The following is a 16,211-nucleotide window of genomic DNA, read 5'->3' as shown; positions in this document are numbered from 1 at the left end:
ATTGATGACCTTAGATGATTTAAATAATCAAACGCCAGAACAGGCTGCACATACATTTATGCAATGCTGTACATCTACTGCTTGGGTAGAGCGTATGGTGTCTGCAAGACCTTTTATTAGTGAGCAAGGGTTAAAGAGGGCGGCTGATAGTGCTTGGCAAGGGCTACAAGAATATGACTTTTTGGAAGCCTTTGAAGGGCATCCAAAAATCGGCGATGTGAGCAGTTTAAGGGCCAAATATGCAAATACTAAAGAGCTGGCAGGTAATGAACAGGGCTTAGTGAAACAAGCTAACGAAAGTGTTCTTGAAACTTTAGCGCAAGGTAACACTGACTATGAAGAAAAATTTGGCTTCATTTTTATTGTTTGTGCAACAGGAAAAAGTGCCAAACAAATGTCTGATTTACTGCAAGCACGATTACCAAATAGCAAAGCACAAGAATTAGTTAATGCGGCTGAGGAGCAGCGAAAAATTTTTCAACTTCGCATCGATAAGGCATTAGCTGAAGGCTAACTTAAGGAATAAATATGAGTCAAATTACTACTCACATACTCGATACAACACGCGGAAAACCCGCAAAAAATGTTCCTATCACGTTATTTGCCCAGCAAGGCAGTGATTGGAAAGAAATCAATGGCGGTGTCACAAATGATGATGGCCGTTTACCAGGCTTACTCGCTGAGGGTGAAGTATTACCTGCTGGCGTTTACCGTATGCACTTTGCAACCTCAGTTTATTTTAAAGCGAACAACGAAGAAGGGTTTTACCCGTATGTTGATATCGTGTTTGAAATTGATGCCAGCGGAACGCATTACCATATTCCGTTGTTATTAACCGCGTTTGGTTATTCGACTTACCGTGGCAGCTAAAGATAATTTAAATGGAAACTATAATGACTGATAACGTGCAAATTATCACGCCAAAACCACTTACCAAGGACGCTTTCAGTGCTTTTGGTGACGTTATTGAAGCTAGCTCTCATGCAAAAAGCTTTGCCATAAACGACGGTCATACTACCCGTTTTCATGACTTAGCCAAGGTAGATGTTGATGATAATAACGGTCATACCTTAGTGAATATTTTTCGCTCTAAGCCATTAACACAACCGATTGCCATTAAAATGATGGAGCGCCACCCACATGGCAGCCAAGCATTTATCCCTATGGGTCCAAACCCGTATTTAGTGGTTGTCGCTCCCGCTGGCGAATTTGATGTGAATAAAATTGAAGTATTTCTAGCAAAAGCTGGTCAAGGGATTAACTACCATAAGGGTACCTGGCATCACTTTTGTCTAGCGCTTGGCGGCGAAAGTGATTTTTTAGTCGTTGATAGAGGCGGTGAGGGTGACAACTGTGACGTACTCAAACTCGACGGTTCGTTGGTTATCGCGACAAGCTGATGATATGGGTTAGACATTGAAAAAAATCGCAAGAAGAACAAATAGAAAATGCCAAATGTGCCATAAATCAAGAGCACAAAGGCAACAAGCAAGAAGCCGGTTGAATTGGTTTGCAAAAACAGAATAATCAATTAAACGGCAATACATTACAACACAGAACAAATCGCAAAATCAGAAAAATATAGCGATTATGCATATAGGCAGAACAACATGTTAAAAGTTTACCGCGGAGAGTTATTACATTTTTTGGCCGATCCAGCCAAAGTAGAACTCGAAGACAGTTACCAATATATAGAAGACGGTTTATTGATCATTAAAAATGGTCTGATTGAACAAGTCGGCGAAGCCAGTGAATTATTACCAACGTTAGATAGCAACATTGATGTTGTTCATTATGAAAATGGCCTGATCATGCCTGGTTTTATCGATACTCACGTTCATTATCCACAAACCGAAATGATCGCCTCCTATGGCGAACAGTTACTCGAGTGGCTAGAAAACTATACGTTCCCATTTGAGCGTAAATTTTCAGATTTAGAGCATGGAAAAAAAGTGGCAGAGTTCTTTTTGACACAGTTACTCGATGCTGGCACAACAACGGCTTTGGTGTTTGGTACGGTACATAAAGAGTCTGTTGATGCGTTCTTTAGCGTTGCGCAACAGAAAAAATTACGAATGATTTGTGGCAAGGTATTAATGGACCAAAATTGCCCTGATTATTTGTCAGATACAGCGCAATCAGGTTATGACGACAGCAAAGCATTAATCGAAAAATGGCACAAAAAAGATCGTTTACAATATGCCATTACGCCACGCTTTGCACCAACCTGTTCAAGCGAACAATTAAATAAAGCCGGGCAATTACTTGCCGAAAATCCGAGTGTTTATTTACATACCCATTTAAGTGAAAACAAAGATGAAATAGCTTGGGTAAATGAACTTTTCCCGGATAGCGACGGCTATTTGGATGTATATGATAAAAGTAAATTGCTAGGACGCCGTAGTGTCTTTGCCCATGGCGTGCACTTGCATGATAGTGAGTGTCAACGCTTGGGTGAAACCGATTCAGCCATAGCTTTTTGCCCAAGTTCAAACCTGTTTTTAGGCAGTGGTTTATTTAACCTGCAACAGGCGCAAAAATTTGACGTTAATGTTGGTTATGGTACCGATATTGGCGCAGGTACAACATTTTCAATGTTAAGCACACTTAACGAAGGTTATAAAACTCAACAACTTCGTTCAGAAAAACTCAGCCCATTCCAATCGTTTTATTTGGCCACATTAGGAGGAGCCATTGCGTTAGATCTTGAGGGCACCATAGGTAACTTCAGTAAAGGCGCAGAAGCTGACTTTATCGTTCTTGATTATCATGCAACACCGCTTATGGACAGACGTATGCAGCATTGCACACACTTGTCTGAAAAGCTGTTTATTTTAAGCATGTTAGGCGATGAGCGACACGTTAAGGCCACCCATATTATGGGTGAGCGTATATAACGCAGCTGCTAAAAATAAAAGAATTAAGGAATTATTATGGATCCGTATATTAATGAATGGCTAAATTTAGTTATTCGCTTTGCTCATCTTATTACTGGTATCGCTTGGATCGGTGCCTCATTTTACTTTGTCTGGCTAGATAACCACTTAGAAAAACCACCACAAGTAAAAGCCGACAATGGTGTTGGTGGTGATCTATGGGCCATTCATGGTGGTGGCTTTTACGAAGTGGCTAAGTACAAACTTGCGCCGCCGAAAATGCCAACCACATTGCATTGGTTTAAGTGGGAAGCCTACACTACTTGGATCACTGGCTTTTTATTACTATCGTTAATGTTTTATGTTGGTGCAGAATCGTACTTGATTGATAAACGTGTTGCCGACCTCACACAGTTTCAAGCCATTGCCTTGGGCATAGGTTCCATTGTTGTTGGTGTGGGTAGTTATGAAGTGTTAGTGCGTACTAAATTAAAAAACCATGGCATTATTTTAGGCTTGATCTTAATCGTTGTGGCCACCGCGTTATCGTATGGTTTAACCCAAGTATTTAGTGCACGTGGTGCTTACATGCATATGGGCGCAATCATAGGCACGATTATGGCTGGCAACGTATTCTTTGGAATTATGCCATCACAACGTGCTTTGGTAAAAGCAGTTGAACAAGGCACCTCGCCTGATCCATCTTATGGCTTAAATGCGAAATTACGCTCGACTCATAATACCTATACGACCTTGCCGGTTATCTTCATTATGATCTCAAACCATTACCCAATGACCTATAATCATAGTGCTAATTGGTTAGTGTTAATTGGCATCATTTTAATTACGGCAGCTGTTCGTCAATATTTTGTCTTGCGCCATTTTGGTAAGCAAAAACCATTTGTTTTAGTTGGCTCTGTTGTTGCAACCATTGCTTTGGCATTTGTTATTGCACCCCGCTCGGTAGAAATAAGTGCAGAGCAGAAACAGCAAGTGGTGAGTAATGAGCAAGTGACACAAATTATTGAACAACGTTGCGGCTCTTGTCATTCCGAGCAGCCAACAGATGATATCTTTAAAATTGCCCCGGCAGGAATTGTATTTACCAACATAGCAAGCATCGAACAGTGGGCTCCGCGAATTAAAGCGCGGGTTATTGACGCTAAAGATATGCCATTTATGAACAAAACCGAAATGAGCGATGAAGAGCGAACGAGCTTGGCAATTTGGTTGGAACGAATGAACTAACCGTTCTGCGTATGCAGACAGTCGTAAAAATACAGAAAAGCAGCGCAGCTGCTTTTCTCGATCAGTATCAAATAAACAGAGTTACCCTATGAATAAACGCGTAATTAAACACGGCTATAAAGTCGCAGAGTCTTTATACAATTTAGTAGAGCATGAAGTACTACCAGGAACTGGTCTTGATGCTGAAGATTTTTGGCAAACTTTAGCGTATGTTTTTGATGAATTTACCCCTAAAAACCAGGCGCTTTTGGCAACTCGCGAAGAGATGCAAGCGAAAATAGATGCTTGGCATCTAGACCCGAATAACCAACCTTTTGAGCAGCAAAAGTATCAGGACTTTTTAACCGATATAGGCTATATCGTTACCGAAAAAGAAGATTTTTCGATAACCACTACTTATGTTGACGAAGAGGTAGCCAAGGTCGCAGGACCACAATTGGTTGTGCCGTTAATGAATGCCCGTTTCGCTCTTAATGCTGCCAATGCTCGTTGGGGAAGTTTATATGATGCCCTTTATGGTACTGATGTTATTGGAGAGGATAATGGTGCTACTGTAACCAAAAATTATAATCCGATCCGCGGGGCCAGGGTACAAGCATATGCGCGCCGTTTTTTAGATGATGTTTTACCATTAACCAATGGTAGCCATATTGAGGTAACAAGTTACCAGGTTGCTGATGGTAAACTGGTGGTGACGTTGCAAAATGCTCAACAAGTGAGCTTAGTCGAGCAGGAAAAGTTTGTTGCATTTAAAGGTGACAAGCAAAACCCGTCGGCTATTCTTTTTAAAAACAATGGTTTGCATATTGAAATTAAAATCGACCCAAGTGTGCCGGTAGCAAAAACAGATCCGGCGTCAGTTGCTGATATTATTCTTGAATCTGCCTTAAGTACCATTCAGGATTGCGAAGACTCTATTGCTGCGGTTGATGCCGAAGATAAAACCGCGGTATATCGTAACTGGTTAGGTTTAATGAAAGGTGATTTAAGCGAGACTCTTGAAAAAAATGGTGTTTCAATCACTCGAACACTTAATGAAGATAGAAGCTATACGACTTTAGATGAGCAAGAGTTAACCTTACCTGGTCGCAGTTTGTTATTTGTCCGTAACGTTGGTCATTTAATGACGAACGATGCGGTGTTAACCGCAGACGATAAAGAAGTGCCAGAGGGTATTTTAGATGGCCTCATAACCACACTAATTTCATTGCATGATTTAAAGGGCAGTTCAAAATTTAAAAACTCGCGCCAAGGCAGTATCTACATTGTTAAACCTAAAATGCATGGCCCAGAAGAAGTCGCATTTAGTAATGCATTATTCACTCGAATTGAAGCGGGTTTAGGCTTAGCTACTAATACTATTAAAATGGGGATAATGGATGAAGAACGTCGAACTTCGGTTAATTTAAAAGAGTGTATTAGAGCTGCAAAAGATCGTCTTGCTTTTATCAACACAGGTTTTTTAGATAGAACCGGTGATGAAATTCATACCAGCATGCAAGCGGGACCGATGGCGCGTAAAGAGTTGATGAAAAACGAGCAATGGATTGATGCTTATGAAAACCGCAATGTGCGTATTGGCTTACAAGCTGGCTTAAAAGGCAAAGCGCAAATAGGTAAGGGCATGTGGGCCATTCCGGATGAAATGTCGGCCATGTTAACCAATAAAATAGGCCATCCAGAATCAGGCGCTAATTGTGCTTGGGTACCCTCACCAACAGCTGCTACATTGCACGTATTGCACTACCACAAGGTTAATGTTGTTGAAATTCAAGAGGCTATGCTCGAACAGTTTAGTCAGTCAAATAGTAATGATTTATCGGCATTATTAACTATCCCGCTATTAAAAAATAAAGAATCGCTCAGCGCCGAAGATATTCAGCACGAACTTGATAATAACGTTCAAGGATTGCTTGGTTATGTTGTGCGCTGGATTGATCAAGGCACAGGTTGTTCAAAAGTTCCTGATATTGATAACGTCGGGCGCATGGAAGATAGAGCAACATTACGAATTTCGAGTCAGCATATTTGTAACTGGTTGCATCATGGCATGTTAACCAAAGAGCAAGTGATAGAGTCTTTACAGCGTATGGCGAAAGTGGTTGATCAACAAAATATAACTGACGCAAGTTATGAGCCTATGGCGCCAAACTTTAATACTAATATTGCGTTCAATGCTGCAATGGATTTAATTTTCAAAGGCAAGGAGCAACCAAGTGGTTATACAGAACCACTATTGCATCAACGCCGTATAGAATTAAAAGCAGTAAATTAAAGGGCAAAATTAATTCTGAAATCACAATTTTCGTGGTTGAAAATATTTGGCTTTTATTATTTAATGATGAGGAATCAGCGGCATAGTGTTAAAACCTAACATGCTGCTGATTTTAATTTTCTAATAGGAGTTTTTGTGGCCAAAGCTAAAATGTCAGAAGGCAGTGTTCGACAAAAGAATAAGGCGATCATCTTTAATGCGGCCAAAAAAGAATTTGTCACCTATGGTTTCAAAGGTGCGTCAATTAAACGTATAGCCGAACGTGCCAATATCGCTCGCGCAAATATCCATTACTACTTTCAAGACAAAACCGATCTTTATCAGCAATTGTTAAGCAATATCGTTGAAATATGGAATAGGGATTACGACACCTTGAATGCAGAACTTGAGCCTAAACAAGCTCTTAGCGCATATATTCGCGCCAAAGTTATGCATTCTAAAGATGACCCTGATTCATCGAGAATATTTGCCAGTGAGTTGATTCATGGCGCACCAGTTTTAAATGAATACTTAAATAGCGACTTTAAAGAATGGTTAAAAAGTAAAGTTGCCGTTATCCAAACATGGATTGATAAAGGCTTAATAGATAATGTTAATCCGCATCACTTATTGTTTTTAATTTGGAGTTCCACTCAACATTACGCTGACTTTAATGTGCAAGTTATTGCTGCCTTGGACAAGGATGCAATGAGCGATGAAGATTTCGAAGGCGTTGTTTCTTCATTGACTCAAATAATCCTTAAAGGCTGTGGCATTCACTAAGCAGATTTATTGCAAGTCTGAACATTTGTATCTCTTCGAATAAACCCTAGGATTATCCAGCTGCTAAGCACGAATGGAGCCGTTAATGCTGGCAGCGTTATCTGCTCGAATACTCTGCTAAGGAGTACCGAAAGTATAATGCCAAGAACAATTGGCGAATAATGTTTGTTATATCGTTCGGCTAACGATATTGCCACTAGGCAAGCGTTGAAGCCGTACATACCCATTAGCAATAACTCTTCAGAAAAGCCTAACACTCGTGCGGTTAGTATACCCAGCGCCGACCCTATAACTGCCCAAGCGGTTGCTTTAAATGAGTGAAATAGCAGTCCAAATATAAAAACGCCCCCTGAGAGCCAATAGTCCTGAAACATCACTTGGCTTATGCCTCGCATTAGCGAGTAAAAATCGCCAGTGATATTAGCAGCGACATCCGCGCCTGAATTAGCGAGTTGAGAATTATCAAAAACCAGTAAAATTAACCAGGTAGAGATAATAAACGGCGCAGTTAATACTGATATACCAGGTATTCTTATCAGCATTAAATGTGTGATGACGGTAGCAAAAGCGCCAGCAAAAATTGCCAATGATAGCGAGAATAAACTGGCAGGAAAAAAGAATAAAACCGCTATGCCGACGAGACTAGCGTTATAGCTATAAACGCCATTTTGTATCGAGGCAGAGTCATAACGATTCATCGTTGCGGTGGCCAAGCCTGCAAGTGTTGCTATTATTCCACCTAGCAGCATTTGCGGCGAATTAAGGCCAATACCGATACAGAATAAAAAACCTGTGACAGCATTTCCTTGCAGCATAATTTGTGAAAAGCTACAAAAAAAACTATTGCTGAAATGATGAGAAGGGCACTTCATGTGTTACCGAATAAAATTCAATAGGGGTTAATGGTTATTAACCCCTATTTAATGGTTTAACTAGTTGTTACTTATATACTTAAGTGTTTCAATGACTTGTTCAACGGTTGTTGCCCATGCGTGAGCTGCGGCATCAACCTCTTTTAGTGGGTGAATTATATCCTCACCATGTAAAGTAATGTATGGCTTGCTCAATGCGGCACAATAGCCCGCATCAAAAGCAGCATTCCATTGTTTATATTTATCGCCAAAGCGAATAATCGCAATGTCACAACGTTCGATTAATGTATTTGTTCTTAGCGCATTTACTTTAGCTGATTTATGATCTCGCCAAAATGATTTATCTTCATTACCAAGTACATCACCAGCGCCATCACTTTCATCATGATTGGTATTTGCAGAGCAAAATACGATGTTTAAATCATGCGCTTGGCAACCCTGAATAATTTGCTCTCGCCAGTCGGTGTGAATTTCACCTGAGAGATAAACGTTTAATTCCATAACGGTGTCCTTTATTGTGCTATGCCTTTTTTAAAAAGCTTAGGTTCTGTTGAACGTTCAACAGAACCCAGTCTAATACCAATTTAATTAAACTGATATCATCATAAATTAAAATACGTTGCTTGGCCTTTCGCTTCAGCTAATTCTGCTGCAACCGAGGCAACGGCTAAATCTTGCAACCCTACACCGGTACCATCGAATAAGGTGATTTGTTTGTCACAAGTACGGCCTGGTTTTGTACCGTTGATCACTTCGCCAATAGGCACAATGTCTGCTTCTTGAATTAAGCCGGCTGCAATGGCATGTTGCGCTTCACCTATGCTAACCGACTGGGCCAGTTCATCAGTAAATACTGTTGCCGTTGATAATAGTTTTGCATCAACTTCTTGTTTGCCTTTCGTGTCGGTACCCATGCAAGCAATGTGAGTACCCGGTTTAATCCAGTCAGCATCAATTAAAGCTTCAAATGCAGAAGTAATCGTAATAATTACATCGGCTTGCGCGCCCAGTTCTTCACGAGTAACAGATTCAAATGGTAAACCTAACTCTTCTGCAACAGCGGCAAGGTTAGGCAGTTGCTCAGGATGAAAATTCCAAGCCACAACTTTCTCGAAGTTACGCTGTTCAACAGCTGCTCTTAACTGAAATGTTGATTGATGTCCTGCACCAACCATTCCTAATACTTTGGCATCTTTACGCGCTAAGTGAGCAATTGATACTGCAGATGATGCTGCTGTGCGCACTGCGGTTAAATAATTTCCACCAACCAGAGACTTCAATTTACCGGTATCAGGATCAAACAAAATAACTGTCGACTGGTGATTGGTTAAATCCAGTTGGATATTACCTGGCCAATAACCACCAGATTTTAGGCCCAATACCATACCGTCACGGTCAAACCCTGACTTAAAGCCGTAAAGGGCGTCGGCATGGCCAATAGCTTCACGTATTACTGGAAAATTGTAGGCAGTGTTTTTTGCCATAGCTGCAAATACGTTTTCTACGGCGGTGAAGGCTTCAGGTCGCCCCATGATTTCTTGGCATACCGCTTCAGATACAACGGATACGCCTTTACTATTATTTTGGTTTGAATTACTCATTGTTTATTTCCTAGAATAATGGCAATACCCCTTAGTGAATCTCAAGGGGAAAGACGGCAAATGATTTACCGATTATATTGGTGTTATTTATTGGTTAGCTCTATAACTGCGAGCCAGTAAAAATTTCCCCAAGGCGAGTTTAAAAGGTCTTGTTGAACAACATTGTTTTTCAAAGACCCCTGCATTAATGCAGAGGTAAGCTTAGTTGGGGACTAATGAAGTTATATACAACAATATTGCTATTAAACCTTTTAATGCTCGCTCAGAGGGAAAATTTTAATTTGCTTTAATTGGTTTTAGTAAGCTTTACCACGCGCAGAAACTGGCCATAATTTTTCAACCTTTCCGTTTCGAACACCTACGTAATAATCGTGAACGTTACAGGTAGGATCACAGTGACCCGGTACAAGCTTTAATTTTTCATTTACCTTAAGTGCACCATCAGGATCTGAAATAACACCGTGCTCATCAGAACATTTAATGTATTCCACATCATTACGACCAAAGATATAAGGTAAACCACTGTCGACTGATTGTGCTTTAAGACCTGCATCACAAATAGCTTTGTCGGCTTTTGAGTGGCTCATAACAGACGTAAGGATAAACAGTGAATTTTCAAACTCAGAAATTCTTTCGCCGTTTTCATCATGAATTTTTTGGTAATCGGCATCCATAAATGCGTACGAGCCACACTGTAATTCGTTGAAAACACCAGAGTTACCTTCGAAGTAATACGACCCTGTACCACCACCGCCGACGATATCACACTCAAGATCTTCAGCTTTAAGCATGTCTATTGTGCGCGCGACCATGCCAATGGCAATATCAATTTTTTCTTTGCGTTGTTGATAGTTTTCCATGTGCTGCATTGCACCCTGGTAGGCTTGAATTCCGGCAAACTTCAAACCTGGCGTTGCCGCGATTGCTTTGGCAATATCAACAACAGGCTGACCTTCGCTAACACCGCAGCGACCAGCGCCACAATCAATTTCTACCAGACACTCAATTTCAGTACCGTGCCTTTCAACTGCGGCCGCTAATTCAGCGACGTTTTCAATATCATCGACACAACAAAGCGTACGTGCACCTAATTTAGGCATGCGCGCTAAGCGATCAATTTTTGCCGGATCGCGTACTTGGTTTGACACTAAAACATCTTTTATGCCACCACGAGCAAAGACTTCTGCTTCTGAAACTTTTTGACAACATACACCGCAGCTATCGCCCAGCTCTTCTTGCAATAGAGCAATATCAACAGATTTATGCATTTTGCCATGCACACGATGGCGAACGCCCATTTCTTTGGCGTATTGCCCCATGGTTTTGATATTACGTTCTAACGCATCCAAATCGACCACCAAGCACGGGGTTTGAATATCTTCTTCAGCCATTCCTGGTACCGCTGGAACGTCGTAACCTACTTCTAAATTGTTTCCTCTTGCCATTTTAATCTCCAAAGTTTTTAGCATTAGTATTCGTTTTATTTGTTCATCCATGGCAGTTTGTCTAAATCAACATTGCCGCCGGTAATAATTACCCCGATTCGTTTGCCTTTAAAAACGTCTGGGTTTTTCAATATGGTTGCCAGCGTCACTGCACTGCTTGGCTCTATTACTATCTTCATGCGCAACCAGATAAGCTTCATTGCCGCTACTATTTCTTCTTCGGTAGCGGTTAAAATATCGGTTACATGGTTTTTGACAAAATGCCAGGTTAGATCTTTAAGCGGCACTTTAAGGCCATCTGCAACGGTATTTGGGGCATCATCTGCAATGATATGACCTGCTTTAAATGAGCGGGCAGCATCGTCGGCATTCAGTGGCTCTGCAGCGTAAATTTTAATATCTGGGGCAATGGTTGATAACGTAAGGCATGTGCCTGAGATCATTCCTCCGCCACCGATAGGCGCTACTACGGTATCCAAGTCATTCACCTGATTTACCAATTCTTTTGAACAGGTAGCTTGTCCGGCAATAACACGAGGGTCGTTATAAGGGTGAACAAAATCAGCTCCTGACTGGGCAACAACATCGCTAAAAACGGCTTCACGAGAGCTTGTTGATGGTTCGCACTCAACTATGCTACCGCCATAGCCTATTACCGCATCTTTTTTCGCTTGTGGTGCCGTTCTTGGCATAACCACCGTTACTGGAATACCACGTTGGCCAGCTGCATATGAAAGTGATAACGCGTGATTACCTGAAGAGTGGGTAGCCACACCAATTTTTGCGTCTTCGTCGGTTAAGCCAAATACTGCATTACATGCACCTCGCACTTTAAATGCCGCTGCTTTTTGTAAATTTTCACATTTAAAAAATAACTCTGCGCCGGTTAATTCATTCAAAAAACGAGACGTTAAAATTGGGGTTTCATGAATGTATGGTTTAATACGCTCATGGGCAACTAACACGTCATCATAGGTTGGAATGTACATTGTCTCTTCAGTTGTACTGTTCATATTTTCCTCTCCATATTGGTCAACATACTGTTGCTATTTGGGCAACGACTTCTGCTTGACAATATGTCTGCTTATTAAGTTTTTGCTTTAATGATTTAATTTCGATTCAATTTCACCTTATGGAAAATAACGCTGTCTCGCAATCAACAACACTTTCACATTGTGAAATCAATTGTGTGTTCATACACTTTATAAGTACCTAAACTACTGACAGTTAAGGTTTACTTTATAGTTTTAATAGTTGAATATAGATATATTCCACATTATGAAATTAACAAGTGCATACCGTATCGTGGATTTATTGTATTTTTAGACATATATTCAAAATGAGCGTGGTCACAATGGGTAGTAACAAATTATGAAAAAAGCTAAACCAGAATCTAGAATTCAAGTGATTGACCGAGCAGCGATGTTGCTCGATGCTATTTCACGCTATTCAATGCCAGTAACATTAAAAGCGCTCAGTGCGGATACTAACTTGGCTCCTTCTACTGCATTTCGTATTTTGCATTCATTAATCGACAACCGTTTTGTTGATCGAGATGCAACCGGAAAGTACCTGCTTAGTGGACGATTGATACGGTTAAGCAACTCTCAAGATACCAACATTGATTTTCGTAAGGTGGCAAAACCATATATGGAAAAGTTGCGTGATAAATTTGGGGAAACCATTAATCTCACTACTCGTGAGGGTGATGTAGTTATTTATGTAGAAAAAGCAATTCCAAACAGAATGATGCATGTTCAGCAAATTATCGGCAGCCGGGCGCCATTGCATGTAACCGGAGTGGGTAAAATGATGTTGGGCATGGATGGCAAAGAGGGTATACGCGGATATGCCCAACGTACTAATTTACCGGGGTATACTCGTAAAACATATTCGACCTTAGAAACGCTGGTACCTGAATGCTTACACTGCGTTGAACAAGGTTTCGCTTTTGACAATGAAGAAGCAGAGATGGGCGTAGGTTGTATTGGCGTGCTTTTATATGACAGATACGGTGAAGTTGTCGCTGGTTTGTCTGTTTCAGCCCCAATTGAAAGGCGCAAAGATGAGTGGATTGAAGATCTTATTGCTGCCGGCAAGTCGTTATCCGCTGAACTTGGCTATGTTGAAAGCCAAGGGATAGATGAGTAAAAAATTAAGTGATCTAAAAATACAGTTTCACAACGTTACATCAGTTTAGTTCGGCCGTATTAATTACAATGCTGCATTCTCTTTATTATCAGTAAAACATTTTGCTCGAAGCAAAGCCTAGGCCCTTACGGCATGTGAGTGCATTGCCGAGATCACATAATAAATTATTGAAATGACACTAATGTCATTTTATATCAAGCAAGAAAGTAATAAGACATTTTCACTTCTTTGCCGCAAAGGCCTGTTTGATAAACAAATTTTAAAACTAAAGAGAGTAATATATGTTAACAATAAATAGATTAAATCAAACAGAGGCAAAACTAATAATCGACGGTGCGGTAGACAAAGCCAATGAGTTGGGTGTACCGATGTGTATCTCTGTTGTTGATGAATCCGGTAGTTTAATTGCCTTTGAGCGTATGGACGGCGGTAAAATTCACAGCATAACCATTTCTCAAGATAAGGCCTTTACAGCAGCGTCGGCTCGCAAAGGTACACATGAATTTAATCAGGCTTGTATTCCTGGGCATGCAAATAATTTATTTGGTATTCATACAGCCTTAGGTGGACGTATGTGTATAGTTGGTGGAGGCTTACCCATTACTCACAACGGTAGGGTTGTCGGCGGTATAGGCGTTAGCTCAGGCTCACCTGAGCAAGATTTAGGCTGTGCTCAAGCTGGGGTTGATACCTTTAACCGAATTTTGTCAGCTTCAGTTGCTTAAAACTGCATTATTTTTTCATTCTTAGTATTAAACCGTTTATAAATGGCACTATTTATAAACGGTTTTTTTGATGATTAAATATGCCCGTGCTGCAATATATTAAGTTGAAACTTTCTTCTTTAAGTAATTCAGTGCATCTATTCTGCTCTCAAAAATATGGTCATCTGGGAACTTATCGAGCAATTTTAATTTATTAAAATCATTACGTACTCGTTCACAAACACTTGATAAGAATATATCTCGTCCCTCATTAAGATAGCTTACAATTATCTCTTCAATTGCAATGGTACTAGTAATACCAACAAAGCGAGCATCACTTAGATCTATCAGCAATGCTTTATTTTGATCAGATTGTGAGACACTCTGCTTTAATCCTCGTGCAACACCAAAACCAATGGGTCCTGAGATATTAAGCAGTATTACACTATCATCCATCGACTCTAACAACTCTTTCTCAGATGCAGACATATGCTCGGCATCTTTAGCCGTACATAATTTAATATTATCTAATTGTATTTCTGAAATACGGCGAATAGTCACAAGGTTGGCGATGAATACACCGATTAATACCGCAGTAACTAAATCAAAAGCTACCGACATAAACATTGTAGAAACCATTAAACCAACACTGAATAATGGTATTTGATGAATGCGCTTGAGGAAGTTCCAATCAATAATACTAAGACCAACATGGGTCAATATAGCGGCTAAAACCGCCACCGGTATATACGCAGTATATTCCCCAGCCCACAATACAATGGCTAAGATGAAAAGCGCATGAAGAATACCAGACAATGGTGTGGTGCCACCGGCTCTTAAGTTAGTTACGGTGCGCATGGTCGCGCCGCCGCCTGGCAATGCACCAAATAAGCCTGCCACTATATTACCAATACCCTGACCTACAAGCTCTTGATCCGAGTCATGCAATTCATTACTGATACTATCAACAGTAAGTGATGTCATTAAAGAATCTAGCGTACTTAACGTGGCAATTAGCAATGCTGACTTAATCATTTCACCAGCCAGGGCATTGTCCCATATAGGCATGTTAAAAGAAGGAAGTTCGCTGGCAATAGCACCAACAACAGGCATATCAACGCCGGCAAATACATAAAAGATGGTTGCGCCAATTACTGCAATGATGCTTGCAGGTACTACACGGCTATATTTTTGTGGCCAGAAAAAAAGTACCAATATACAAGCAAGACCAAGTAATGTGTTGGTACTGGTTAATGTAGTTAATGAAATATCCAGCTCTGTTAAAGAACTGCCAAATAACGGCTCAATTTGTGAAAGGATGATCAACACCCCGATGCCAGAAGTAAAACCTGATATAACCGGGTATGTAACCAAAATAAAATACTTACCTAGCTTAAAAAATCCAAACAACATTTGGAATAGTCCAGCCAAACTCACCACAGTAAATGCCATGGCAATTCCATTTTCTGGTGACTGAGAAACAAAGCTGGTTAATATCGCTACCATCGCTACGGTTAAGCCGGTATTTGGTCCTGATATTTGTTGGTTAGTGCCACCAAATAATGAGGCAAATAAGCCCGTTAAAATGGCACAATAGATACCTGCACTGGCACCTGCGCCAGAAGTAACACCAAATGCTAAGGCAAAAGGCAATGCGACAATTGTTGAGGTTATCGCACCAAAAATGTCGCCTTTGATGGTATGTCGATTAAAATGTGATAAAGAAAGCATAACAACCTAAAATAAAATGTTTGGTTAGCCGCATTAACCATTTAATGCCACTATAGCTTCTCTCGTCATAAGGTTAACACCAGTCATAGGTGTTAAACGAAGATAACCAGAGATGTTCTATTACAATATAAACCAGACATCTGTACCGCAGACAAACTTTCTGATTTAAAGAAAAAGTATTTATGAAGAGTTCGATTAAGATCATACTTAATTGAGGTGATAATTATAATAAAGATAACGGTTAATAACTAGTCAAAAAAATTATTGGCCAAAGCAAAAAAACTTATCATTTAATCCTTCTTGTAGGTAAAAAATCCCACCGTTTTTTATCAATAATTCATTACAGCATTAAGCAGGACTATGGCGCATTTTCTAGTAATAGCTATTGGTTTCAATGGCTTCAACTTAGTATAGCCACATTTTACCATGTGAAATTAATATGCATTAATAAGCCGCCTAACTGGTTATTTTCATTAAGCTATGCAAGCGTAATTATGAACTGTTTTCATAATGTGAAATCATAAAAGAGGTATAAATATTAACTTT

Annotated in this window: 15 protein-coding genes; 9 read left to right on the top strand and 6 right to left on the bottom strand. The window is 40.2% G+C overall.

The window, feature by feature from the left end:
* The first annotated feature begins 4 nt into the window (after positions 1–4).
* From uraD to RI845_RS17465, 7 genes are all read left to right on the top strand, one after another.
* Positions 5–514 carry a 2-oxo-4-hydroxy-4-carboxy-5-ureidoimidazoline decarboxylase gene (gene uraD, locus RI845_RS17495; protein WP_348387456.1) on the top strand — a complete coding sequence of 170 codons (510 nt, stop codon included), beginning with the start codon at positions 5–7 and terminating at the stop codon, positions 512–514.
* Between the two features lie 14 nt (positions 515–528).
* Entirely contained in the window at positions 529–870 is a 342-nt protein-coding gene (gene uraH / locus RI845_RS17490) for a hydroxyisourate hydrolase (RefSeq protein ID WP_348387455.1), read from the top strand.
* 23 nt (positions 871–893) lie between these two features.
* Positions 894–1,400, top strand: coding sequence for an ureidoglycolate lyase (locus RI845_RS17485; RefSeq protein ID WP_348387454.1), 507 nt, complete (start codon positions 894–896; stop codon positions 1,398–1,400).
* 210 nt (positions 1,401–1,610) lie between these two features.
* Positions 1,611–2,897, top strand: coding sequence for a guanine deaminase (gene guaD, locus RI845_RS17480; RefSeq protein WP_348387453.1), 1,287 nt, complete (start codon positions 1,611–1,613; stop codon positions 2,895–2,897).
* Between the two features lie 36 nt (positions 2,898–2,933).
* Positions 2,934–4,124: a urate hydroxylase PuuD gene (locus RI845_RS17475; protein WP_348387452.1), complete on the top strand. Its 1,191-nt coding sequence runs from the start codon at positions 2,934–2,936 to the stop codon at positions 4,122–4,124.
* Between the two features lie 88 nt (positions 4,125–4,212).
* Positions 4,213–6,399, top strand: a complete 2,187-nt coding sequence (locus RI845_RS17470; RefSeq protein WP_348387451.1) for a malate synthase G — start codon at positions 4,213–4,215, stop codon at positions 6,397–6,399.
* Positions 6,400–6,534: 135 nt separating this feature from the next.
* Positions 6,535–7,161 carry a TetR/AcrR family transcriptional regulator gene (locus tag RI845_RS17465; protein ID WP_348387450.1) on the top strand — a complete coding sequence of 209 codons (627 nt, stop codon included), beginning with the start codon at positions 6,535–6,537 and terminating at the stop codon, positions 7,159–7,161.
* Here RI845_RS17465 and RI845_RS17460 read toward each other — a convergent pair.
* The 5 genes from RI845_RS17460 to bhcB all read right to left on the bottom strand — a co-directional run bounded on the left by RI845_RS17460 (position 7,158) and on the right by bhcB (position 12,092).
* The gene (locus RI845_RS17460) at positions 7,158–8,033 is read right to left on the bottom strand and encodes an urea transporter (protein ID WP_348387449.1); all 876 of its coding nucleotides are present in this window, start codon (positions 8,031–8,033) and stop codon (positions 7,158–7,160) included. The genes RI845_RS17465 and RI845_RS17460 overlap by 4 nt on opposite strands.
* 60 nt (positions 8,034–8,093) lie before the next feature.
* The gene (locus RI845_RS17455; RefSeq protein WP_348387448.1) at positions 8,094–8,534 is read right to left on the bottom strand and encodes a YtoQ family protein; all 441 of its coding nucleotides are present in this window, start codon (positions 8,532–8,534) and stop codon (positions 8,094–8,096) included.
* Between the two features lie 101 nt (positions 8,535–8,635).
* The gene (gene bhcD, locus RI845_RS17450; RefSeq protein ID WP_348387447.1) at positions 8,636–9,634 is read right to left on the bottom strand and encodes an iminosuccinate reductase BhcD; all 999 of its coding nucleotides are present in this window, start codon (positions 9,632–9,634) and stop codon (positions 8,636–8,638) included.
* Positions 9,635–9,930: 296 nt separating this feature from the next.
* A complete protein-coding gene (bhcC, locus tag RI845_RS17445) occupies positions 9,931–11,079 on the bottom strand; it encodes a 3-hydroxy-D-aspartate aldolase BhcC (RefSeq protein WP_348387446.1) in 1,149 nt (382 codons plus the stop codon).
* Positions 11,080–11,114: 35 nt separating this feature from the next.
* Positions 11,115–12,092 (bottom strand): beta-hydroxyaspartate dehydratase BhcB, encoded by a 978-nt coding sequence (gene bhcB / locus RI845_RS17440; RefSeq protein WP_348387445.1) that lies wholly within the window; start codon positions 12,090–12,092, stop codon positions 11,115–11,117.
* A gap of 358 nt (positions 12,093–12,450) precedes the next feature.
* On the opposite strand from bhcB, the gene RI845_RS17435 reads away from it, so the two are divergent.
* Together RI845_RS17435 and RI845_RS17430 are read left to right on the top strand one after the other, a co-directional pair.
* Positions 12,451–13,230, top strand: coding sequence for an IclR family transcriptional regulator (locus RI845_RS17435; protein ID WP_348387444.1), 780 nt, complete (start codon positions 12,451–12,453; stop codon positions 13,228–13,230).
* A gap of 281 nt (positions 13,231–13,511) precedes the next feature.
* Positions 13,512–13,955 (top strand): GlcG/HbpS family heme-binding protein, encoded by a 444-nt coding sequence (locus RI845_RS17430; RefSeq protein ID WP_348387443.1) that lies wholly within the window; start codon positions 13,512–13,514, stop codon positions 13,953–13,955.
* Positions 13,956–14,054: 99 nt separating this feature from the next.
* Here the strand turns inward: RI845_RS17430 and RI845_RS17425 are convergent, their stop codons facing one another.
* A complete protein-coding gene (locus tag RI845_RS17425) occupies positions 14,055–15,665 on the bottom strand; it encodes a SulP family inorganic anion transporter (protein ID WP_348387442.1) in 1,611 nt (536 codons plus the stop codon).
* Between the last annotated feature and the right edge of the window lie 546 nt (positions 15,666–16,211).

The organism is Thalassotalea nanhaiensis, assembly GCF_031583575.1.
GTDB classification, from domain to species: Bacteria; Pseudomonadota; Gammaproteobacteria; order Enterobacterales; family Alteromonadaceae; genus Thalassotalea_A; species Thalassotalea_A nanhaiensis.
The sequence above is the reverse complement of the archived record's forward strand: the minus strand, read 5'-3'. Positions and strand labels throughout refer to the sequence as shown.